Annotated in this window: 16 protein-coding genes; 10 read left to right on the plus strand and 6 right to left on the minus strand. The window is 71.5% G+C overall.

What is annotated here, in order from left to right; genetic code table 11:
- Nucleotides 1-224: 224 nt before the first annotated feature.
- Complete coding sequence (locus tag IFT88_RS07670; RefSeq protein ID WP_192119808.1) at nucleotides 225-2,027, plus strand: hypothetical protein; 1,803 nt, start codon at nucleotides 225-227, stop codon at nucleotides 2,025-2,027.
- A complete protein-coding gene (locus IFT88_RS07675) occupies nucleotides 2,024-3,031 on the plus strand; it encodes a tetratricopeptide repeat protein (protein WP_192119810.1) in 1,008 nt (335 codons plus the stop codon). Before IFT88_RS07670 ends, IFT88_RS07675 begins: the two co-directional genes overlap by 4 nt.
- A 78-nt stretch (nucleotides 3,032-3,109) precedes the next feature.
- On the opposite strand, the gene glgB is transcribed toward IFT88_RS07675, so the two are convergent.
- The gene (glgB, locus tag IFT88_RS07680; RefSeq protein ID WP_192119812.1) at nucleotides 3,110-5,350 is read right to left on the minus strand and encodes a 1,4-alpha-glucan branching protein GlgB; all 2,241 of its coding nucleotides are present in this window, start codon (nucleotides 5,348-5,350) and stop codon (nucleotides 3,110-3,112) included.
- A gap of 10 nt (nucleotides 5,351-5,360) precedes the next feature.
- Nucleotides 5,361-7,361: a maltotransferase domain-containing protein gene (locus IFT88_RS07685; protein ID WP_192119814.1), complete on the minus strand. Its 2,001-nt coding sequence runs from the start codon at nucleotides 7,359-7,361 to the stop codon at nucleotides 5,361-5,363.
- Between the two features lie 412 nt (nucleotides 7,362-7,773).
- Here IFT88_RS07685 and IFT88_RS07690 point away from each other — a divergent pair, with 412 nt between their 5' ends.
- From IFT88_RS07690 to IFT88_RS07710, 5 genes are all read left to right on the plus strand, one after another.
- The gene (locus tag IFT88_RS07690; RefSeq protein ID WP_192119816.1) at nucleotides 7,774-8,352 is read left to right on the plus strand and encodes an alternate-type signal peptide domain-containing protein; all 579 of its coding nucleotides are present in this window, start codon (nucleotides 7,774-7,776) and stop codon (nucleotides 8,350-8,352) included.
- A 155-nt stretch (nucleotides 8,353-8,507) separates the two neighbouring features.
- Nucleotides 8,508-9,107: a TasA family protein gene (locus IFT88_RS07695; RefSeq protein ID WP_192119818.1), complete on the plus strand. Its 600-nt coding sequence runs from the start codon at nucleotides 8,508-8,510 to the stop codon at nucleotides 9,105-9,107.
- Nucleotides 9,104-10,045, plus strand: coding sequence for a hypothetical protein (locus tag IFT88_RS07700; RefSeq protein ID WP_192119819.1), 942 nt, complete (start codon nucleotides 9,104-9,106; stop codon nucleotides 10,043-10,045). The genes IFT88_RS07695 and IFT88_RS07700 overlap by 4 nt, the downstream gene beginning before the upstream one ends.
- A complete protein-coding gene (locus IFT88_RS07705; RefSeq protein WP_192119821.1) occupies nucleotides 10,042-10,953 on the plus strand; it encodes a hypothetical protein in 912 nt (303 codons plus the stop codon). The genes IFT88_RS07700 and IFT88_RS07705 overlap by 4 nt, the downstream gene beginning before the upstream one ends.
- On the plus strand, nucleotides 10,950-11,534 hold the full coding sequence (locus IFT88_RS07710; RefSeq protein ID WP_082452258.1) for a signal peptidase I: 585 nt from the start codon (nucleotides 10,950-10,952) through the stop codon (nucleotides 11,532-11,534). Before IFT88_RS07705 ends, IFT88_RS07710 begins: the two co-directional genes overlap by 4 nt.
- A gap of 31 nt (nucleotides 11,535-11,565) precedes the next feature.
- Here the strand turns inward: IFT88_RS07710 and IFT88_RS07715 are convergent, their stop codons facing one another.
- Nucleotides 11,566-13,239, minus strand: a complete 1,674-nt coding sequence (locus IFT88_RS07715; protein ID WP_043596268.1) for an ABC transporter family substrate-binding protein — start codon at nucleotides 13,237-13,239, stop codon at nucleotides 11,566-11,568.
- Nucleotides 13,240-13,458: 219 nt separating this feature from the next.
- Between IFT88_RS07715 and IFT88_RS07720 the strand changes: the two genes are divergently transcribed.
- Genes IFT88_RS07720 through IFT88_RS07730 form a run of 3 tightly spaced genes read left to right on the plus strand, consistent with a single transcriptional unit; the run spans nucleotide 13,459 to nucleotide 17,666 of the window.
- Nucleotides 13,459-14,445, plus strand: a complete 987-nt coding sequence (locus IFT88_RS07720) for an ABC transporter permease (RefSeq protein ID WP_043596267.1) — start codon at nucleotides 13,459-13,461, stop codon at nucleotides 14,443-14,445.
- Between the two features lie 9 nt (nucleotides 14,446-14,454).
- Nucleotides 14,455-15,552 (plus strand): ABC transporter permease, encoded by a 1,098-nt coding sequence (locus tag IFT88_RS07725; RefSeq protein ID WP_137847006.1) that lies wholly within the window; start codon nucleotides 14,455-14,457, stop codon nucleotides 15,550-15,552.
- Nucleotides 15,549-17,666: an ABC transporter ATP-binding protein gene (locus IFT88_RS07730; RefSeq protein WP_043593646.1), complete on the plus strand. Its 2,118-nt coding sequence runs from the start codon at nucleotides 15,549-15,551 to the stop codon at nucleotides 17,664-17,666. The genes IFT88_RS07725 and IFT88_RS07730 overlap by 4 nt, the downstream gene beginning before the upstream one ends.
- Nucleotides 17,667-17,751: 85 nt before the next feature.
- Here the strand turns inward: IFT88_RS07730 and IFT88_RS07735 are convergent, their stop codons facing one another.
- The 3 genes from IFT88_RS07735 to glgX all read right to left on the minus strand — a co-directional run bounded on the left by IFT88_RS07735 (nucleotide 17,752) and on the right by glgX (nucleotide 21,076).
- The gene (locus tag IFT88_RS07735; RefSeq protein WP_192119822.1) at nucleotides 17,752-18,393 is read right to left on the minus strand and encodes a DUF1294 domain-containing protein; all 642 of its coding nucleotides are present in this window, start codon (nucleotides 18,391-18,393) and stop codon (nucleotides 17,752-17,754) included.
- Nucleotides 18,394-18,530: 137 nt separating this feature from the next.
- Nucleotides 18,531-19,034, minus strand: a complete 504-nt coding sequence (gene ybaK / locus IFT88_RS07740; RefSeq protein ID WP_192119829.1) for a Cys-tRNA(Pro) deacylase — start codon at nucleotides 19,032-19,034, stop codon at nucleotides 18,531-18,533.
- The gene (gene glgX, locus IFT88_RS07745; protein WP_192119832.1) at nucleotides 19,031-21,076 is read right to left on the minus strand and encodes a glycogen debranching protein GlgX; all 2,046 of its coding nucleotides are present in this window, start codon (nucleotides 21,074-21,076) and stop codon (nucleotides 19,031-19,033) included. The genes ybaK and glgX overlap by 4 nt, the downstream gene beginning before the upstream one ends.
- Nucleotides 21,077-21,099 lie beyond the last annotated feature (23 nt).

Consider the following 21,099-nt stretch of genomic DNA (forward strand, 5'->3'; position numbering starts at 1 on the left):
AGGGTTCGGGCCAGGGGAGCGCGGCCCGCGACACGATGCTAGTGGGATGCCCTCGACGGACGCCGACCGACAGGTTAGGCGCCTCTCAGCCTCGTCGGATACGCTGAGCCGTCTTAAATTCTGCTGCCGCGCCCGGCCTCCTGGCCAGGCTCGTGCGAGGCCCGTCGTCGACCACGACGGTTCCTGGCGCCCCGACCGGGATGGTGGCTCGGAGGGAGAGAAACGTGCGTTTCATCGTCGCAGTCGTCGTCGTCGTCCTGGCGGCGGTGATGGTGGCGTTGGGCTTCGCCCAACGCACCGTCTTCGCGCCCCCGCCGAGCGTGTCGTCCCAGGTCGACACCAGCGACTCCGACGCGACCGTGACGGTCGTCCCGGCCTCGGCACTGCACGGTCACGACGGGCGTCAGACGGTGTCGGTCTCGGGTGGCGACACCGCCTTCGCCGCCTACGGCCGCACGTCCGACGTGCTCGGCTGGGTGGGTGACGCGAGCTACAACGAGGTCGAGTACGACCAGACCACCGGCGAGCTCGCCAGCCGCACGGTCGCCGGCGACACCACCGAGGTCCCCGACCCGACCGACTCCGACCTCTGGTTCGACCAGTTCACCGGCAGCGACCTCACCTTCTCGCTCGACGCGCCCGACGACGTCTCGCTCGTCATCGTCTCGGACGGCACGCAGCCGGCCCCGGCCGACGTCCGCATCACCTGGCCGCTCTCGACCGCGACGCCGCTGGCCGGCCCTCTGATCGTCGGCGGCCTCGTGGTCCTGTTGATCGGCATCGGCCTGTACGTCTGGGCGATCCTGCACCACCGACGCACGCGCGGCCCGCGCCGGCGCTCGGGCGACGGCAAGCGACCCCGTCTGTCGCGTCGGGCCGGCCGCAAGGCGGTCAAGGCGCTCGACGCCGCCGGCACCGAGACGCTCGCCCCCGGACGTGGTCGTGCCCGCGCCATCCGTCGTCTCTTCGCCGTGGCACCGATCGTGCTCGTCTCGTCGCTCGCCCTGTCGGCCTGCACCGCCGACTACTGGCCCCAGCAGGCGCCGGCGGCCGGTTTCGACTCGGCCACCCCGACGCCGACGCCCACCTCGACCGATGGCACCGAGTCCGGTGACCAGGGCACGGCGCTGCAGCCCCCCGTGATCAGCGTCGCCCAGGCGAAGAGGATCGTCGAACGCATCTCGGCCACCGCGACCGAGGCGGACGCCTCGCTGAACGCCGATCTCGCGGCCACCCGCTTCACGGGTCCGGCGCTCGAACAGCGCCAGGCCAACTACACGATCCGTTCCAAGGACGCCGCGGCCGCCGCCCCCTTGGCCATCCCGACCGGCACCGTCACGCTCACGTTGCCCCAGCAGGCCGATTCGTGGCCACGGTCGGCGTTCGTCGTCGTGCAGGACGCCGACACGAGCGTCGCACCCGTCGCCCTCACGCTCGAACAAGAGACCGCCCGAGACCCGTACAAGGTCGAGTACGCCGTCAGCCTGCAGACGCAGACCCCGTTGACGGTCGCCCCCGCGTCGATCGGCGCCGCCCGGCTCTCGCCCGACGTCAAGCTGCTCAAGCTGCAGCCCGACCAGCTGGCCGAGGCCTACGGCGACATCCTGCGCAACGGCGACGAGAGCCAGTACGCCGCCCAGTTCCAGACCGACGGCGACAGCCTTCGTGAGAAGATCGGCAAGGCCTACAAGGACGCCAAGCGGGCGGCCCTGCCGACCACCGCGTCGATCGACTACACGTCGCAGGCCGACGACGAGACCCCGGTCGCGTTTGCCACCAACGACGCCGGCGCCATCGTCTCGGTCGCGTTGAACGAGATCGAGACCGTCAAGCCGACGGCCACCGGCGCCAAGGTCAACCCCGAGGGCACCGTCAAGACCCTGCTGGGCCTCGACGAGTCGTCGAAGGGCATCGAGGCGACCTACGGTGTCGAACTCTTGTTCTCCGTCCCGCCCGTCGGCAGCGACGACCCGATCGTCCTGCTCGGTTTCAGCCAGGCCCTCACCTCTGCCAAGGAGCTGCCATGACCAACCTTCCCCCCGTTCCCGCAGGTCTCCGCGGCGCCGTCGACCTCTCGTCGCTCGTCAACCGCCCGCCGGCCCCGGCCCCGGCCGGCCCGTCGGACGGCTCGCCCGTCGGCGGCGAGACCGCGGGAGGCGCGGGTGGCGCCCCGGCCCCGGCCGCCGGTCAGGTCGCGGTGCCGGGCCTCGTGCTCGACGCGACCGACGCCACCTTCACGCAGGTCCTCGAGATCAGCAACACCGTCCCGGTGATCGTCGACCTCTGGGCGGAGTGGTGCGGCCCGTGCAAGCAGCTCTCGCCGGTCCTCGACAAGCTGGTCGGCGAGTACGCGGGCCGCCTGCTGCTCGTCAAGGTCGACGTCGACGCGAACCCCCAGCTGACGCAGGCCTTCCAGGCCCAGTCGATCCCCGCGGTCGCCGCGGTGATCGGCGGCCGACCCGTGCAGCTCTTCGTCGGAGCCCTGCCCGAGGCCCAGGTGCGCGACGTCTTCGAGCAGGTGCTCGAGCTCGCCGCGCAGAACGGCGTGACGGGCACCGCGGTCGTCGACGGCGCCCCGGTGGGTGAGGCCGACGAGGTCGAGCCCGCGCCCGAGCCCTTGCCCCCGCACCACCAGGACGCCTACGACGCGATCGACCGGGGCGACTACGCCGCGGCGATCACGGCCTACAAGACCGCCATCGCCCAAGATCCTCGTGACCAGCTGGCCGTGGCCGGTCTCGCCCAGGTCTCGCTGCTCGAGCGGCTGCAGGGCGCGTCGCTGGCCGACGTCCGTGCGGCGGCCGCCGCCGCCCCCACCGATCTCGACGCCCAGCTCGACGTGGCCGACCTCGACCTCAGCGGCGGCCACATCGACGACGCCTTCGACCGCGTGCTGACCGTCTTCCCGTCGCTCGACCCCGAGGGTCGTGACGCGGCCCGGGCTCGCCTCCTCGAGTACTTCGAGATCGTCGGGGTGGACGACCCCCGGGTGGCGACCGCCCGCCGTCGTCTGGCGATGCTGCTGTACTGAGCCGCGCCTCCTGCGTGGACGACGGAACCCCCGCGACCCGGAAGGGTGGCGGGGGTTCCGTCGTCGAGAGGCCGTGGCTCAGCGGCGCAGCTTGAGCCAGACGACGCCGAGCGGCGGCAACTGCACGTCGGCCGCGGCGGGGCGTCCCGCCCAGGGGTCGTCGGTCGCGGTGACGCCGCCGAAGTTGCCGACACCCGAACCGCCGTAGACCTCGGCGTCGGTGTTGAGGATCTCGTCCCAGCGACCGGCCGCGGGCAGACCGAAGCGCATGCGCACCGGCTCACCCGAGAAGTTCGCCAGGACGGCGATCGACTCGCCCGAGCCGGACTTGCGCATGAAGGCCACGACGCTGTGCTGCGCGGCACCGCCGTCGATCCACTCGAAGCCGTCGGTGTCGAAGTCGTGCGCCCAGAGAGCGGGCTCGTCGCGGTAGACCTCGTTGAGGCGGGCCACCAGGCCGTGGAGCCCCTGGTGGGCGGGCTGGTCGAGGATCCACCAGTCGAGCCCTCGTTCTTCGCTCCACTCGCCGGGTTGCCCGAACTCGCTGCCCATGAAGAGCAGCTGCTTGCCGGGGTGGCCCCACATGTACGCGAGGTAGGCCCGCACGTTGGCGAGCTTCTGCCACTCGTCGCCGGGCATCTTGTTGAGCAGGGACCCCTTGCCGTGCACGACCTCGTCGTGGCTGATCGGCAGCATGAAGTTCTCGCTGAACGCGTACACGAACGAGAAGGTGATCTCGCCGTGGTGGTGCGAGCGGTAGAGCGGGTCCTCCGCGACGTAGCCGAGGGTGTCGTGCATCCAGCCCATGTTCCACTTGAGGCCGAAGCCGAGGCCGCCCTCGCTGGTCGGGCGGGTGACGCCGGGCCAGCTGGTGCTCTCTTCGGCGATCATGACGATGCCCGGGTGGCGCTTGTAGGCCGTGGCGTTCGCCTCTTGCAAGAAGCTGATGGCTTCGAGGTTCTCGCGTCCGCCGAACTCGTTCGGCAGCCATTCGCCCTCGTTGCGGCTGTAGTCGAGGTAGAGCATCGAGGCCACGGCGTCGACGCGCAGCCCGTCGATGTGGAACTCCTCGAGCCAGTAGAGCGCGTTCGAGACGAGGAAGTTGCGCACCTGCGAGTCGCCGAAGTTGAAGACCAGCGTGCCCCAGTCGGGTTGTTCGCCGCGGCGCGGGTCGGAGTGCTCGTAGACGGCGCGGCCGTCGAACTTCGCGAGGGCCCACTCGTCCTTCGGGAAGTGCCCGGGCACCCAGTCCATGATCACGCCGATGCCGGCCTGGTGCAGCCGGTCGATCAGGTGCCGCAGGTCGTCGGGGCTGCCGAAACGGCTGGTCACGGCGTAGTAGCCGGTGACCTGGTAGCCCCACGAGCCACCGAAGGGGTGCTCGGCGAGCGGCATGAACTCGACGTGGGTGAAGCCGAGCTCGCCGACGTACTCGATCAGCTGGTCGGCCAGTTCGCGGTAGTTCAGCCCGGGTCGCCACGAGCCGACGTGCAGTTCGTAGACACTCATCGGGCCGGCGTGGACGTCGTTCTCGGCGCGGGAGGCCATCCAGGCGTCGTCGGACCAGGCGTGGGCGGCCTTGGTGATCACCGAGCCGGTGAGCGGCGGCACCTCGGAGGTGCGCGCCATGGGGTCGGCGCGCTCGACCCAGACGTCGTCGGGGGTGAGCACCTCGTACTTGTAGATGCCGTCCGTCACGCCCGGCACGAAGAGCTCCCAGACGCCGTTGCCGTCGAGGCGGCGCATGGCGTGCCGCTCGCCGTCCCAGCCGTTGAGGTCGCCCTTCACGCGGACGGCACGGGCGTGCGGCGCCCAGACGGCGAACGAGGTGCCGGTCACGCCCTCGTGCTCGCGCACGTGGCTGCCGAGCATCTTCCAGAGCTGCTCGTGGCGGCCCTCGCCGAAGAGGTACAGGTCGAACTCGGTGACGGTGGGGGCGAAACGGTAGGGGTCGTCGGAGACCCACGCCGCGCCTCCTTCGTAGGTCGCCTCGATCGTGTACGCGCCGACGGGCTCGCTCGTGACGCCCTGCCAGAGGCCGTGGGCCACGTGCTCGAGCGCGAACGACGCCCCGGAGGCGCCGGTCACGGTGACCGTCTCGGCCAGCGGTCGGACGACGCGGACGGCGGTGCGGCCGCCGCGGGGGTGGGCGCCGAGGACGGCGTGCGGGTGGCCGTGGGTGCCGGCGGCGGCGGAGAAGACCTCGTCGTCTCCCAGGGAGAACAGGCCGTCGGTGTCGCTCGTCTCGGCAGGGTCGACCCGGGTGTCGGTGCCCTGGTCGAGGCCGGCGTCGGGGCCGGTCGGGGGAGTGGTGGTCATCGGGGCGCTCCTACGGGGCTCGGTTGAGGTCGACGGAGAGCACGTGCACCGGTTCGACGAAGGCGTCCAGTCGGACGTAGTTGTCGTCGCCCCAGGTCCACGACTGACCGGTGATGAGGTCGCGCACGGTGTAGGTGCCACCGGGCTGCAACCCGAACTTCGTGACGTCGAGGTGGACGGTCGTCTCGCGCGCGGAGTGCGGGTCGACGTTCGCGACCACGATGATGCCGTCGGCGCGTCCACTGCGGGTGTGCGCACGCGACAGGTACTTCGAGAAGACGAGGATCGACTCGTCGTCGCTCGAGTGGATCTCGAGGTTGCGCAGCTGACGCAGGGCCGGGTGGGAGGCGCGGATGCGGTTGAGCTGCGTCAGGTACGGCGCGAGCGAGGCCCCGGCCTCTTCGGCGGCGGCCCAGTCGCGGGGCTTGTACTCGTACTTCTCGTTGTCGATGTTCTCTTCGCTGCCCGGTCGCGCCACGTCCTCGAAGAGCTCGTAACCCGAGTACACGCCCCAGGTCGGAGAAGCGGTCGCGGCGATCGCGGCCCGGATCTTGTAGGCCGCGGGTCCGCCGAACTGCAGGTAGGGCGTGAGGATGTCGTGCGTGTTGACGAAGAGGTTCGGGCGCAGCCAGGCGCTCGTCTCCTTGGACAGCTCGTCGAGGTACTCCTCGAGTTCCCATTTCTCGTTGCGCCAGGTGAAGTACGTGTACGACTGGTGGAACCCCACCTGCGCCAGTGCCTGCATCATGGCCGGCTTGGTGAACGCCTCCGAGAGGAAGACCACCTCGGGGTTCGTCTGCCGGATCTCGTGCAGCAGCCACTCCCAGAAGCGCACCGGCTTCGTGTGCGGGTTGTCGACGCGGAAGATCGTGACGCCGAGCTCGATCCAGTGCCGCACGATGCGCAGCACCTCGCGGCTCACGCCCTCGTAGTCGTTGTCGAAGTTGAGGGGGTAGATGTCCTGGTACTTCTTGGGCGGGTTCTCGGCGTAGGCGATCGTGCCGTCGGGCAGGGTCGTGAACCACTCGGGGTGCTCGGTGACCCAGGGGTGGTCGGGCGAGCACTGCAGCGCCAGGTCGAGGGCGAGCTCGAGGCCGGCGTTCTTCGCGGCGTCGACGAACCAGCGGAAGTCCGCGACGGTGCCGAGGTCGGGGTGCACCGCGTCGTGCCCGCCGTCGGCCGAGCCGATGGCGTACGGCGAGCCCGGGTCGGCCGGACCGGCGGTCAGCGAGTTGTTCGGGCCCTTGCGGAACGTCGTGCCGATCGGGTGGACGGGCGGGATGTACACGACGTCGAAGCCCATGCGGGCGATCGACGGGAGCCGGCGGGCCGCGGTGCGGAACGTCCCGCTCTTCCACGTGCCGTCGGCCTGCTTGCGAGCGCCCTCGCTGCGGGGGAAGAACTCGTACCAGCTGCCGAGGCCGGCACGGCTCCGCTCGACGCGGAGTGCCTCGGGCGCGCTGCGCGTGACGAGGCTCGCGAGCGGCTTCACCAGGAGGACAGCGGCGAGGCGCGGGTCGGTGGCGACGCGGAGGCGCGCGGCAGGGGAGAGGGCGGGATTCGCGAGTGCCTTGGCCGCGTCGCGGATGAGGGTCGTGTCGGGGTACTCGTCGACGGCGTCGGTCAGCAGTCGACTGCCGAGGGCGAAGGTGACCTCGACGTCGAGTCCGGCCGGCACCTTGATCTCGGCCGCGTGCAGCCACGTGGCCCAGTCGTCGGTGTAGGCCTCGACCTGCCAGGCCCAGTCGCCTTCGGTCTCGAGCTGCACCTGGGCCGTCCACCGATCGGTGCCGGGGATGCCGGCGACCATGCGGTGCCGGGTCTCGGCGCCCTCGGGGTCGATCGTGACGAGGTCGGCCCCGATCAGGTCGTGGCCCTCGCGGAAGACGGTCGCCCCGAAGGTGACCACCTCGCCGGAGAAGGCCTTCGTCGGGAACACTCGGTCGGGTGTCGTCGGGGTGAGGCCCGTGATGGGGATCCGCCCGACTCTGGGTTCGTATGCTGTCGCCACGCTGTCGACCGTACCCGGTCTGGCCCGCCCGGTCCCGACCCTGACGCGACCCGGGCCCCGGACGGGGTGCCGGGGGCGGATCGGGGTGCGGTTCGCGCATTTCGGGGTACAAACGCGTGTCCACCCTGTCACCGACAGACGTCACGGTCCGTTTTGTCCCCCCAACTGGGTGCATGCATCGGCATGGATGGCCTGTCGGCATTTCGGGGGACCGCGTAATGTCGGATCTGTCGTCGCGGCCTGCCCGCCCGAAGAACCCGAACTCCTCGAGAGCCCGGCGCCCGACGACATCGATCGGTCGCCCGACCCGGAGCCGACAGCCCCTGCATCGCCGTGTGCCACCCCGACGTCGACCCGACCGACGGCGCACGGCGGTGCTCGAGCGCGCCTCGGCGTGCGGAACAGGACCCACATGAACAAGCTCGTCAAGGGTGCCGTCGCCGGTGCCGCCGGCATCGCCCTCCTCCTCGGCGGCGCCGGGACCTTCGCCCTCTGGAACGCCAGCACCGAGGTCAACGCCGCCAGCGTCGCCTCGGGCACCCTCTCGCTCACCCAGTCGTCGGCGGGCAGCTGGACCGACGTGACCAACGGTCGCAGCACGGCCCTGACGGCCGCCCAGGTCGCCGCCTACAAGATCGTCCCCGGCAGCAAGCTGCAGTTCACGCAGCCGATCACCATCGCCGCCTCGGGCAACGACCTGCGGGCCGACCTCACCTACGACGCGGCCTCGGTCACCGGCAGCCTCAAGCCGTACGTGACGAACACGCTGACCCTCTCGACGGCCGCCGGCTCCACGACCCTGCCGTCCGGCGTCACCGCGGGCAGCACGGCCGGCAGCTACGTCGTCGCCCCCGTGTCCGCCGGCAGCACGTCGGCCGTCGCGACCTTCGTCGTCGAGTTGCCCTCGACGGTGTCCGACGCCGCGAGCCAGGGCGGCACCCTCGACCTGAGCAAGCTGACCTTCACGCTCAAGCAGCGCGCCATCGCGTAGCCGGTGCCGGTGGCCCGACGGCCGCCGCACCCCGCCTCTCCGACCGGCGACCGGACCGCACCCGACGCGGTCCGGTCGCCCCCTCCCGTCCGACCCGCCCGACCAGGGGCTCACGGGCCACCGCATCGCACGACCGACCACCAGGGGGTGAGACGTTGACCGGACAGCCCGGCGGACGCGCGCGTCACCGCTCGCCCGAGCGCGCCTCCTCGTCCCGTCGTCCGCTGCGCTCGCTGTGGGCGGGGACGGCGATCGTGGCCGGGGCGGTCACCGTCGCGCTCGTGGCGACCGGCGGGACGTACGCGCTGTGGAACTCCGCGGTCGCCCCCACGGCCGTCACGGTCGCGTCGGGCACGGCGGGACTCTCGGTCGGCGGCGTCAAGGCCCTCGACACCTCCGCCCTCGGCCCCGGCGGCGCCACCGCGGGCACGTTCAGCGCGACGAACACGGGCTCGGTCGCCCTGGCCATGCGGGTGTCGGCCGGGACCACCACGGCGTCGGCATCCGCCCTGCCGGGCGAGCTCACCGTGACGCTGGCCGCCGTCACGAAGTCCGCGGACTGCGTCGTGGGCGTCGGCGGGTACTCGGCGAGGCCCTCGACCTTCGACACCGGCAGCGGCTACTTCACGCTGCCGGCCGGCGTCACCGTCACCGGCTGCGTCGTCGTCACGCTCGACTCGGACGTGCCGGCGACCCTGCAGAACCAGACCTCGTCGATCGGGCTCGTCCTGACCGGGACGCAGGTGGCCCCGTGACCCGGCGCCGCGTCGTGAGCGGACGGCGGCACGCGATGGGCCCACGGCCCCGGTCCGGCGTGCGCTCGGTCCTGGCCGCCGTCGTCGTCGGCGTGATCGTCGGCGTCGCCCTGGCCTCCGGAGGGGCGGCCTCGGCTCTCTGGACGGCGTCCGCCACCCTCACCGAGCAGGTCAAGGCCGGCGCCGTCGGGCTCACGGCCGGCACGGTCGACGGCCTGCAGGCCGACTACTCCGGATCGACCCGGTCGCTCACGGCGCCCTGGACCTTCACGAACTCGGGCACGGTCGCGGCCACGTACTCGACGCGCGGCAGCCTGAGTTCGGGAAGCTCCGCCGACCTCGCCGCGTCGATCGCCGTCGTCGGCTGGCCCGTGTCCGCGGCGTCCGCCTGCACCTCGACGGCGGCCGTCGGCTCGGGGAGCGTCAGCGGCACCTGGTCGGCCGCGCCGAACCTGTCGGGCAGCCTCGCCGCCAAGGCCAGCGCGACCTGGTGTCTCCGCACCTCGATCGCGACCTCGTCGCCCACCGGACGCGTCAACCCCGTCCTCACCGTGTCGCTGGCCGCAGGGTCGTGGACCGCCACCCCGCAGGACCGCCGCATCGTGCAGAACAACACGATCGTCCCCGCGCAGACCGCGGTCTGCCGCACCGACGGCGAGGCCTACGCGTGGCTCGACTTCGACCCGTCGACCCGCGCGACCGCGACCCGCTACGCGACCTACGTCGGCAGCACCCGGGTCTCGAACAACGAGCAGACCGGCGACTACCCGCACTTCGCCTTCACCCGCGACAACGTGCCGAAGGACCCCTTCGGCGACGGCCTGATCAGCGTCGACATCCGCGTGATGGTCGACGGCCAGCCGACCGACCTCATGGCCGTCGGCACGCTCAAGGTGGTCTACGACCAGTACGGGACGAGGAACATCCAGTGCGGGTGACCGGCGGCCGGGCGATCGCGGTCGTCGTCGCGGTGCTCGTCGCCACCGGCGGCGTCCTGTCGGCCGCGGCTCCCGCCACGGCCGCCGCCGCGCCCCGCCTGATGGTCAGCGGTGACGGCGAGCACTGGCAGGGCCGCCTCGACTCGGCGCTGTTCGGCGACGACCTGCGGCTCGTCCCCGGGGCGAGCACGACGGGCACCTTCTGGGTGAAGAACCTCTCGAGCGAGCCGGCCGCGCTCAGCGCCCGCCTCGTCGACGTCACGACCTCGTCGCCCGCCTTCGCCGAGGCGGTCACGGTCAGCTCGCACTCCGACCTCGACGTCGGCGACCTGCCGCCCGTCACCCTGGCCGGTGACGGCTGCACCCCCGTGCTCGCGCCCGTCCGGCTCGCCGCGGGGCAGGAGGTGCCGGTCACCGTCTCGGTCGCCCTGGACGGTTCCGCCGCCGACGGCACCGGCGACCAGACCCTCGACTTCGGCGTGCTCGTCACGCTCACCGGCCTGGCCGGGGCGGCCGTGCCGGCGGGGTGCGCGTCGGCCGGGACCGCCGGTGCGGCGGACGTGGGCGCGGACACGGACACCGACACGAGCGCAGGAGGCGCGGGGGGCGACCGCGTCTCGAGCGCGACGATCGAGGCGGTGACGCCCCGCGCCTCCTCGGCTGGTGAGGCCGGCGGGGCGGCGTCCTCCGTCGGCGACGGCGGATCGGACGGAACCACCGACGCGTCGGGCACGGACACCGAGCTGCCCGTCCACGCCCTCGACGTGCTCGACGACTTCGTGCCCGTGCCGTTGCGCGGCAGCTGGCTGCCGCTGCTGATCGCGGCGATCGCCGTGCTGGCGGGTGCGTTCGTGGCGGTCGGCCGGCGCCGCCCGGGCGACGAGGACACCGCGGGGGAGCAGTCGTGAGCGGCCGCCGTGCCGCCGTGCGGGAGAAGGGCCTGCTGCACGCGCTCGGCCTCGGCCTCAGCGCGGGGCTGTTCGTCCTCGTGCTCGGGCTCGCGACGGTGCTGATCGTCGTGCCGAAGGTCGCGGGGGCCACGCCGCTGACCGTGCTGACCAGCTCGATGGAGCCGCGACTGCCCCCGGGCACCCTGATCGTGGTGAAGCCGACGCCGGTCGACGAGATCCGGATCGGCGACGTCGTGACGTACCAGATCGAGAGCGGACGACCCGAGGTGATCAGCCACCGGGTGATCGAGATCGTGTCGTCGTCGGACGGCGGCACGGCCTTCGTCACGAAGGGCGACAACAACTCCGAGCCCGACGCCGCCCTCGTGCTGCCCGAGCAGATCCGCGGGACGCTGTGGTACTCGCTGCCCTGGCTCGGCTTCGTCAACCAGGTCGTGAACGGCGACGCCCGGTCGTGGATCGTGCCGCTGCTGGCGATCGCCCTGCTGGGCTACGCGGGCTACTCCCTGGCCACCGGCCTGGTCGAGGCACAGCGTCGGCGGGCGCGGACGCGGAAGGCCCGTCCGGCCCCGCGCTGAGCGAGGGGCCGGACGGGCCCGGGGGAGGCGTCTACTTCGTGAAGCCGACGACCGTCCAGTCCACGTCGCTGGCCCCGGCGCGGGCGCCGAAGTTCGCGAGCTTGGGGCTCTGGAACGAGATGTACGGCGCCTGGATGATCGGCATCGAGTGCCCGATCTCCCAGATCTTCTCGTCGGCCTGGTTGTACAGGTCGGCGGCCTTCTCGGGGTCGCCCTCGGCGACGGCCTGGCTGAGCAGGTCGTCGATCTCGGGGCTCGATACGCGGCCGTAGTTCTGGCCCTGCTCGTCCGAGTTGTAGATGCTGACGCCGGACGCCTGGTAGCCGGTGCCGGCCCAGACGAAGATCGTCATGTCGTAGTTGCCCGGGGTGACGTTGTCCTCGAAGAACGAGTCGACGCTGACGGCGTTGATCGTCAGCTTGATGCCGACCGCGGCGAGCTGGCTCTGCATGACCTCGGACAGCTGCTGCGAGATGGGGGTGCCGGACGGGATCGTCACGGCGATCTCGAGCTGCTTCCCGTCCTTCTCGAGCACGTCGCCGTTCAGCTCCCACCCGTCGTCGGCCAGGATCTTCTTCGCCTCGTCGACGTCGTAGTTCCCGGTCTCCTTCGCGTTGTCCTGGTAGGCGCCGTCGGTGCTGAGGAAGAGGTGGTTGTTCAGCGTGGTCAGCTCGTAGGGCAGGGTGCCCGTGATGACCTTGCCGAGTGCCTCGCGGTCGACCGCGTGCTGGATCGCCTGACGGATCTTCTCGTCGGCGAGCACGCCCTTGGTGCTGAAGTCGACGTGCGTGTAGCGAGCCGACGGTGCCGCTCGGATGTCGGTGTCCTTCGCGTCCTTCAGGCGGTCGTAGCGCTCCGACGAGTTGCCCGTGACGAAGTCGATCTCACCGTTCAGGTACGCGTCGACGTCGGCGTCGCTGTCGAGGGCGCGGAAGACCACCGAGTCGAGCTTGGGGGCGTCGCCCCACCACTTGTCGTTCGGCACGATGGTGACGGTCTGCGCGGTCGTGTCGATCTTCTCGACCTCGTACGGGCCGCCCGAGACGGGCAGGGTGTCGACGTAGGCCGTGTTGAAGGCGTTCGGGTCGTTGTAGAGGCTCGCCGGGTAGAGCGGGGCGAACATGCTCTTCCAGTCCGAGAACGGCTCGGAGTAGGTCACGACGACCTGCTTGTCGCTCGAGCCCGCCTCGACCGAGGCCATGCGGTCGGGGCCGAGCGTGCTGCCCACCAGGTACTCGGGGTTCGAGCCGTCCAGTGCGGTCTTCCAGGCCTGGAAGTCGGCGACCGTGATCGGGGTGCCGTCGTTCCACACCGCGTCGGGGTTGATGTCGTAGGTCACGACCAGCGGGTCCTCGCTGGTGGCCTCGGCGCTCGTGACGAGGTTCTCGTCGATCTGGGCGACGCCCTTCTCGTCGATGCGGAACGGCTGGGGCAGCACGGCGCTCTCGATCAGCGAGGCGTCGGCCAGGGCGCCGTCGAGCTGGCCGTAGTTCCACTGCGAGGGCAGCTGGCTGAGCGGCAGGGTCAGCGTCCCGCCCTGCTCGACGTCGGCCGCCGCCGTGGCGTTGATGTCGCCGTCGGGGGACAACTGGCCGTTCTTGGCAGCCCCGTCGCCGTCGTCGCCGCCGCCACCGCTGCACGCCGTGACGACGAGGGCGATGCTGACGAGGCCGGCTGCGAGGCCGAGCTTCTTCGTGATCTTCATGGCACTCCGAACTGAAGGGTGGTGAAAAGTGCTGATCAGACGGGATGCTGCATCGTCATCGACTCGTGCGGGCACGCGTCGCGACACCTCCCGAGAGCTGACCGCGTGTGCCCAAATGTACGGACGCCTTGAATCCACGCAAACTTTCATGTGAATTTGTTACACGCTCGAAACCTGGCCAGCTGGTCGGGTCGCGGGGTACGTCTAGTGTGATCTGCCATGGCTCGATTCCTCGCCCGCCGGCTGGTGTACTACGTCGCCCTGGTCTTCATCGCGACGTCGCTCACCTACTTCCTCGCCTCGGCGACCCTCAACCCGCGCTCCGTGTACGCGGACCGCAACCCGCGTCCGTCCTCCGAGATCGTCGACGCGAAGCTCAGCTCGATCGGGGTCAACGACAAGGACCCCCTCGGCGAGAGGTACGTCCACTGGCTCGGTGGCGCGGTCACCGGCGACCTCGGGCAGACCATCCAGGACAAGCCGGTCGCGGCGGAATTCGGGCCGAGGCTGGGAGTCAGCCTGCGCCTCCTGCTGGTGGGGTCGATCCTCGGCATCGTGCTCGCGGTCGTGGTCGGCACCTGGAACGCCATCCGGCAGTACGCGTTCTCGGACCGGGTGTCGTCGGTGCTGTCGTTCGTCCTGATCTCGACGCCGGTGTTCCTCACGGCGGTGTTGCTCAAGATCGGGGCGACGAAGCTCAACGACGTCCTGGGGTACCAGCTGATCACCTTCACGGGCGAGGCGACCCCCAACCTGACCGGCGGGCTCGCCACGATCGCGTGGGACCGCATCGCCCACCTCCTGCTGCCGACCATCTCGATCGGCGTCGGGTTGATCGCCGTCTACAGCCGGTACCAGCGGGCGACGATGCTCGACGTGCTGCAGGCCGACTACATCCGCACCGCCCGCGCCAAAGGACTGCGACGTCGCCCGGCCATCTTCAAGCACGGGCTGCGCACGGCGTTGATCCCCATGACGACGCTGTTCGCCTTCGCGTTCCTCGGCGTGCTGACGGGAGCCACCTTCACCGAGAAGATCTTCGCGTGGAACGGCCTCGGCGCCTGGTTCATCGACGCCGTCCAGGCCAACGACATCAACGTGGTCGTCACGTACACCCTCTACAGCGCCGTCGTCGTGCTGCTCGCCGGCTTCGTGTCCGACGTGCTCAACGCGGTGCTCGACCCGCGCGTCCGAGCGCAGAAGTAGGGCCGCCCCATGACCCGGTTCACACCCGACCTGCTCGAGGGGCCGTCCGACGCCGTCGTGCCCGAGTCGCGAGAAGAGGTCGCGGCGACGTCGCCGAACCGCCTCGTGCTGACCTTCCGGCGGCTCTTCGCGAATCGCGGTGCCACCGTCGGCCTCGTGACGATCGTGCTGCTCTTCGTCTTCGCCTTCGTCGGCCCGCTCGTCTCGCCGTACGCCTACAACTACATCGACTACACGGCCCTGTCGTCGCCACCGAGCGGCGCGCACTGGTTCGGCACGAACAACATCGGCCAGGACGTCTTCGCCCAGACCGCCCGGGGCCTGCAGAAGTCGCTGCTGATCGGTCTGCTGGTCGCCCTGTTCTCGACGGTGATCGCCGGCATGCTCGGCGCGATGGCGGGCTACTTCGGCGGCTGGATCGACCGGGCCGTGATGGTGTTCGTCGACCTGCTGCTCGTGCTGCCGTCGTTCCTGATCATCGCGATCCTCTCGCCGCGCCTCAAGCAGTACGGCTGGTTGATCCTCGTGGCCCTGCTCGCCCTCTTCGGCTGGATGATCACGGCCCGTGTGGTGCGCTCGCTCACCCTCAGCATCAAGGAGCGGGAGTTCATCCGGGCCGCCCGGTACATGGGCATCGGCCACTTCACGATCATCGTGCGACACATCCTGCCGAACGTCGCGTCCTTCCTCGTGATCGACGCCACCATCGCGATCGGCGCCGCGGTGCTCACCGAGTCGGGGCTGTCGTACTTCGGCTTCGGCGTCCAGCCGCCCGACGTCTCGCTCGGCACGTTGATCGCCCAGAACCAGAGCGCGGCGACCACCAAGCCGTGGCTGTTCTTCTTCGCGGCCGGTGCGCTCATCGTGTTCGCCCTGGCGAGCAACCTGCTCGGCGACGGGCTGCGCGACGCACTCGACCCGACCTCGACGGCGGGCCGAACGGGCCGCCGCCGCCGCACCCGCGGTCGGACGGCCGAGAGCCGAGGAGGCGCGGCGCCGCTCGGACGCACCGGCGGCGTCTCCGAGGCGGCGAGCCCCGCCCCCGGGGCCGACGTCGGCTCACCGGCACCGACCCGCACGAACGACGAGAAGGGGGAGCGCGCATGACGCTCACCGAACCGGTCGACCGCACCCGCGCCTCCTCGGCTCCGGTGCTCGAGGTGCACGACCTCACCGTGACCTTCCCGACCCCGGACGGCGACGTGCGCGCCGTGCGCGGCGTCGACCTGACGCTGCGCCGCGGCGAGGTGCTCGGCATCGTCGGCGAGTCGGGCTCGGGCAAGTCGGTCACGAGCCTCGCCGTGCTCGGGCTGTTGCCGGCCACCGCCAAGGTCACCGGCTCGATCACGCTCGACGGCGAAGAACTGCTCGGCCGCGGCGACAAGGCGATGTCGGCGATCCGCGGCAAGCGCATCGCCATGGTCTTCCAGGACCCGCTCTCGGCCTTCACCCCCGTCTACACGGTGGGTCAGCAGATCGCCGAGACCGTGCTGATCCACCGCGGCGGCACGAAGAAGCAGGCCCGCGAGCGGGCGATCGAGCTGCTGGGACTCGTGGGCATCCCCGAGCCGGAGCGACGCGTCGACTCGTTCCCTCACGAGTTCTCGGGCGGCATGCGGCAGCGCGCGATGATCGCCATGGCGATCGCCAACGACCCCGACGTCATCCTCGCCGACGAGCCGACCACGGCCCTCGACGTGACGATCCAGGCCCAGGTCATCTCGGTGCTGCGCACGGCGCAGCGCGAGACCGGGGCCGCGTTGCTGTTCGTCAGCCACGACCTCGGCGTCATCGCCGGGTTCGCCGACCGCATCGCCGTGATGTACGCCGGCCGCGTCGTCGAGACGGCGACGGCCGACGACCTCTTCGCCCACCCGCGCATGCCCTACACCGTGGGTCTCATCGGCGCGCTGCCGCGGCTCGACCAGCGGTCGGACCAGCCGCTCGTGCCGATCCCGGGGACGCCGCCGTCGTTGCTCTCGCTGGCCCCGGGGTGCCCGTTCGCGGCACGGTGCCCGCTGGTGACGGCCGAGTGCCGAGTCGACGAGCCCGCGCTCGAGCAGGCCCCGGCGGTCGAGGCGGGTCACCGCGCGGCGTGCCTGCACGCCGACCAGCTGGTGGGCGAGGGCACCGACCCCGAGGACGTCTACGACCTGCCGCCCGTGCCGACCTCCGGCCTGGCTGCGGTGCCGCGGGCGTCGCGGGACCGGGTGCTGCACGTCGACGGGCTCGTCAAGACGTTCCCGCTCACCAAGGGGTCGGTCTTCAAACGTCGCGTGGGCAGCGTCTGGGCGGTCGACGGGGTCGACCTCGACGTGCGCGAGGGCGAGACGCTCGGCCTGGTCGGCGAGTCCGGCTCGGGCAAGAGCACGACGTTGCACGAGATCATGGACCTCCGGGTGCCCGAGGCCGGGACCGTCGAACTGCTCGGCACGGCCCTCGACCGCAAGCTCGACGGATCGACGGTGAAGCGCCTGCGCGGCGCGGTGTCGATGGTCTTCCAGGACCCGATGGCGAGCCTCGACCCGAGGCAGCCGGTCAGCGACATCATCGCCGAGCCGTTGCTCGCCATCGGTCGGCCCCGCGACGAGGTGTCGCGTCGGGTGCCCGAGCTGATGCGCCTCGTGGGGCTCGAACCCGCCGCCGCGACGCGCTACCCGCACGAGTTCTCGGGCGGGCAGCGGCAACGCATCTCGATCGCGCGGGCGCTGGCCGCCGATCCGAAGCTGATCGTGCTCGACGAACCGGTGTCGGCGCTCGACGTGTCGATCCAGGCCGGCGTGCTGAACCTCCTGGCCGAGCTCAAGGCGAAGCTCGACCTGTCGTACCTGTTCGTGTCGCACGACCTCTCGGTCATCCGCCACGTGGCCGACCGCGTCACGGTGATGTACCTCGGACGCACCGTCGAGACGGGCCCGGTCGACGAGGTGTTCGAGCACCCGCTGCACCCGTACACGCAGGCGCTGCTGTCGGCCGTGCCCGTGCCCGACCCGGTCAAGGAGCGGGCACGTGAGCACATCGTGCTGCCGGGTGACCCGCCGACGCCGACGGTCAAGCAGACCGGCTGCCGGTTCCGCAGCCGCTGCCCGCTCTACGCGATGCTGCCCGAGGCGCAGCGGTCGCGCTGCGAGGACGAGGTGCCCACGATGCTGCCGCACGGCCGCGACGGCGCCGACCATACGGCCGCCTGCCACTTCGCCCGCGAGAAGCAGCTCGTCTGAGGCCGCGAGACCCCAGGATCTCGCCGAGGCCCCCGTGCGCGAACCGGGGTCTCGGCGGATGCCTGGGGTCTGAGCTCGCCGAGGGTCAGCGGAGGAGCGCGAGCGTGAGGGCGACCACGAGCACGTCGACCGCGACCGTGGCCCAGAAGGCGAGCTGGAACGACCGCTTGCTCGTCTTGTGGCGCAGCAGCTGTTGGGCGACGAGGGCCGCGGGCCAGCCGCCGAGCAGGCCGAGCAGCAGAAGCGTCCGCTCCGGCGTGCGGCGCCGTCCTCTGCGGGCCGCGGACTTGTCGAGTGCGTAGACGAGGGCCGTCAGCGCGTTGACGCCGACGAGTCCGCCGACCAGCCAGGGCGCGAGTCCGTCGAGTCGCGGGGACGTCGAGTCGCGGGTCAGGGTCCAGACGGCTGCGGCGGCGCCGAGCGCGACCACCAGCCCGACGACGAGGGCGACCGTGCCGGACCGCGTGGGACGGGGTGCCCGGGCCCGAGGCGCCGACCAGCGCGAGCCGACGGCGGACACCCGCACGGCCGCCGGGCCTCGGTCACCGTGGCGGTCGACCTCGTACGAGAACGTCTCGCCGAGCCGCGGTCGGGCGGTGCCGCGGCCGAACGCCGTGATGTGGACGAACGCGCGGCCCCGTCCCGAGGTCGGGGTGAGGAACCCGAAGCCGCGGTCGTCGTCCCACGAGGTGAGCGTGCCCTCGATCCGGGCCGGGCTGCCGTTCATGCGCCCGACCCTAGCCCGCGTCGCCCGTGCCGCATTCGGCCATCCCGCCACGAGGTCGACATCCCGCCACGATTTCGCGTGGCGGATTGTTCACTTCGTGGCGGCGTGGCGGCAGATCCGAGGAGGCGCGGCACGGGTCAGTCGCGACGGATCGCCGCGTAGGTGCCCCCGGTGGCGCGCACGAGGTCGTCGGGAGCGATCTCGATGTCGAACCCGCGCCTCCCGCCGCTGACGAAGACCGAGGCGAAGGAGGCGGCGCTCGCGTCGACCACGGTCGTCGCGGCGGTCCTCTGGCCCAGCGGGCTGATGCCGCCGACGACGTAGCCCGTGCGACGTTCGACCAGGGCGGGCTCGGCCAGCGAGGCCTTCTTCGCCCCGGCGGCGGCCGCGAGCGCCTTGAGGTCGAGTCGGCCCGACACGGGGACGACGCCCACGACGAGGGTGCCGTCGGCGTCGACCACGAGGGTCTTGAAGACGCGGTCCACGGACAGGCCGAGCTCGGCGGCGGCCTCCTCGCCGAAGTTCGTCGCCGTGTCGTGGTGCTCGTAGGTGTGGGCCGTGAACGGGATGCCGGCCGCGGTGAGCGCGACGGTGGCCGGCGTGGCGGGGCCGCGCGCGCCTCCTGCGTGTTTCGTGCTCACGGGGTGGACTCGACCGTCGTGGCGCGGAACACCACCACGGTCGGCCCCGAGACGAGCAAGTCGTCACCGGGGGCCGACGCCTGTGGCAGGCTGCGGTCGTCGCTCGACCAGAGCGCCTCGTACGCCGTCACCCCGTCGTGCCGGGGGAGCGTCACCGGGACGGCGGTCTCGGCGGCGTGCACCACGACGAGCACCGTGTTGGGGGCCTCGTGCTCGGGCGTCGAGGCCGCGAGGTACTGCATCGTGCGGACGCCGGGGTCGTTCCACTCGTCGGGACGCATCTCGTCGCCCGAGGCCGAATGCCACGACATCTCGTTGGCGCTGAGCGTGCAGGCGCCGTCGAGGCCGAACCTCGACGGTCGCAGGGCGGGGTTCTCGGCCCGCAGCCGGGTCAGCGTGGCGACGTCGTCGTGGAGGGCCCGGTGCCAGGGTTCGTCGGACCAGTCGACCCAGGTGAGCTCGCTGTCGGTGCAGTACGCGTTGTTGTTGCCGTGCTGGGTGCGACCGCGTTCGTCGCCGGCGGTCAGCATCGGGATGCCGGCCGACACGAAGAGGGTGGCGAGCAGGTTGCGCATCGACCGGCGGCGGGCGTCCGAGATCCAGGGGTTGACGCTGTCGCCCTCGACGCCGTGGTTGAACGACCGGTTGTCGTCGGTGCCGTCGCGGTTGCCCTCGCCGTTGCTCAGGTTGTGCTTGCCGTCGTACGAGACGAGGTCGAGCAGGGTGAAGCCGTCGTGCGCCGTGACGAAGTTCACGCCCGACAGGGGACCACGCTCGTGGGCGTAGACGTTGCTCGACCCGCTGAGCTTGGAGGCGAAGCTGCCGAGCCCCGACGGGGGAGCGCCCTGCGAGCGGGCGGCGGCGATGTCGGTCAGCCAGAAGTCGCGGGCCCGGTTGCGGAACCGGTCGTTCCACTCGATCCAGCCGTCGGGGAACGCGCCGGTCTGCCAGCCGCCCAGGCCGACGTCCCACGGCTCGGCGATCATCTTCACGCCCTCGAGGGCGGGGTCGTCGACGATCGCGTGCAGCAGCGGGTGCTCGGGGTCGAAGACGTGGTCCGCGCCGCGACCGAGGGTGGCGGCGAGGTCGAAGCGGAACCCGTCGATCTGCACCTCGTCGGCCCAGTACCGCAGGGAGTCGAGCACGAGCCGCGAGGCGGCCGGCGTGCTCGTGTCGAGCGAGTTGCCGCACCCCGTGACGTCGACCGGCCGCCCCTCGGCGTCGTGCCGGTAGTAGGCCGACCCGTCGAGACCGCGCAGGCTCGTGACCGGGCCGCCGACCTCGCCCTCTTCGGCGGTGTGGTTGTAGACCACGTCGAGGTAGACCTCGATGCCGGCCTCGTGCAGCAGGCGCACCATGCCCTTGAACTCGCGCAGGACCGCCGAGGCGCCGGCCAGCTGCGCGTCGCGGCTCGCGTAGGCGGCGTGCGGGGCGAAATAGCCGAGGGTGTTGTAGCCCCAGTAGTTCTCGATGCCCTGTGCGACGAGGCGCTGCTCGTCGACGTGTTGGTGCACCGGCAGCAGCTGCACGGCCGTGACGCCGAGGCCCGTCAGGTAGGCGATGGTCGACTCGGCGGCGAGGCCGGCGTAGCTGCCCCGCAGCTCTTCGGGCACGAACGGGGCCAGCCGGGTCAGGCCGCGGACGTGCGCCTCGTAGACGACAACCCGGTCGAGCGGCGTGCGGGGCTTCGCCACCCCGCCCCAGTCGAACGACTCGTCGACGACGGTCGACTGCCACGTGCCGCGTCCGGTGCGACCGAGGCCGCGTGCGTACGGGTCGAGCAGCTCGAGCGACGGGTCGAAGGCGTTGCCGCCCCCGGCGGGACCGTCGGCGCGCAGCCAGTAGCGACGCCCCGGGGTGAGGGCGCCGTCGGTGGCGCTCCACACGTCGTGCTCGTCGCGCACCATCGGGACGACACGGTCGTGCGGGGCGTCGTCGACCACGACGTCGACGCGGGACGCCGACGCCGACCAGACGCGCAGCGTCGGCCCGTCGGGGCCGGGACGGATGCCGAGATCGCGCAGGGGGTCGGGGTCGGTCACGCGTTTACAGTAGAGGAGGCGCG

Source organism: Frigoribacterium sp. CFBP 8751 (assembly GCF_014841545.1).
Lineage (GTDB): Bacteria > Actinomycetota > Actinomycetes > Actinomycetales > Microbacteriaceae > Frigoribacterium.

What these genes read in the sequence shown, in the direction of transcription:
- IFT88_RS07675 (WP_192119810.1), top strand. Translation starts at nt 2,024, where the DNA reads ATGACCAACCTTCCCCCCGTTCCCGCAGGTCTCCGCGGCGCCGTCGAC.
- glgB (WP_192119812.1), bottom strand. Translation starts at nt 5,350, where the DNA reads ATGACCACCACTCCCCCGACCGGCCCCGACGCCGGCCTCGACCAGGGC.
- IFT88_RS07690 (WP_192119816.1), top strand. Translation starts at nt 7,774, where the DNA reads ATGAACAAGCTCGTCAAGGGTGCCGTCGCCGGTGCCGCCGGCATCGCC.
- IFT88_RS07715 (WP_043596268.1), bottom strand. Translation starts at nt 13,239, where the DNA reads ATGAAGATCACGAAGAAGCTCGGCCTCGCAGCCGGCCTCGTCAGCATC.
- IFT88_RS07720 (WP_043596267.1), top strand. Translation starts at nt 13,459, where the DNA reads ATGGCTCGATTCCTCGCCCGCCGGCTGGTGTACTACGTCGCCCTGGTC.
- IFT88_RS07725 (WP_137847006.1), top strand. Translation starts at nt 14,455, where the DNA reads ATGACCCGGTTCACACCCGACCTGCTCGAGGGGCCGTCCGACGCCGTC.
- IFT88_RS07730 (WP_043593646.1), top strand. Translation starts at nt 15,549, where the DNA reads ATGACGCTCACCGAACCGGTCGACCGCACCCGCGCCTCCTCGGCTCCG.
- IFT88_RS07735 (WP_192119822.1), bottom strand. Translation starts at nt 18,393, where the DNA reads ATGAACGGCAGCCCGGCCCGGATCGAGGGCACGCTCACCTCGTGGGAC.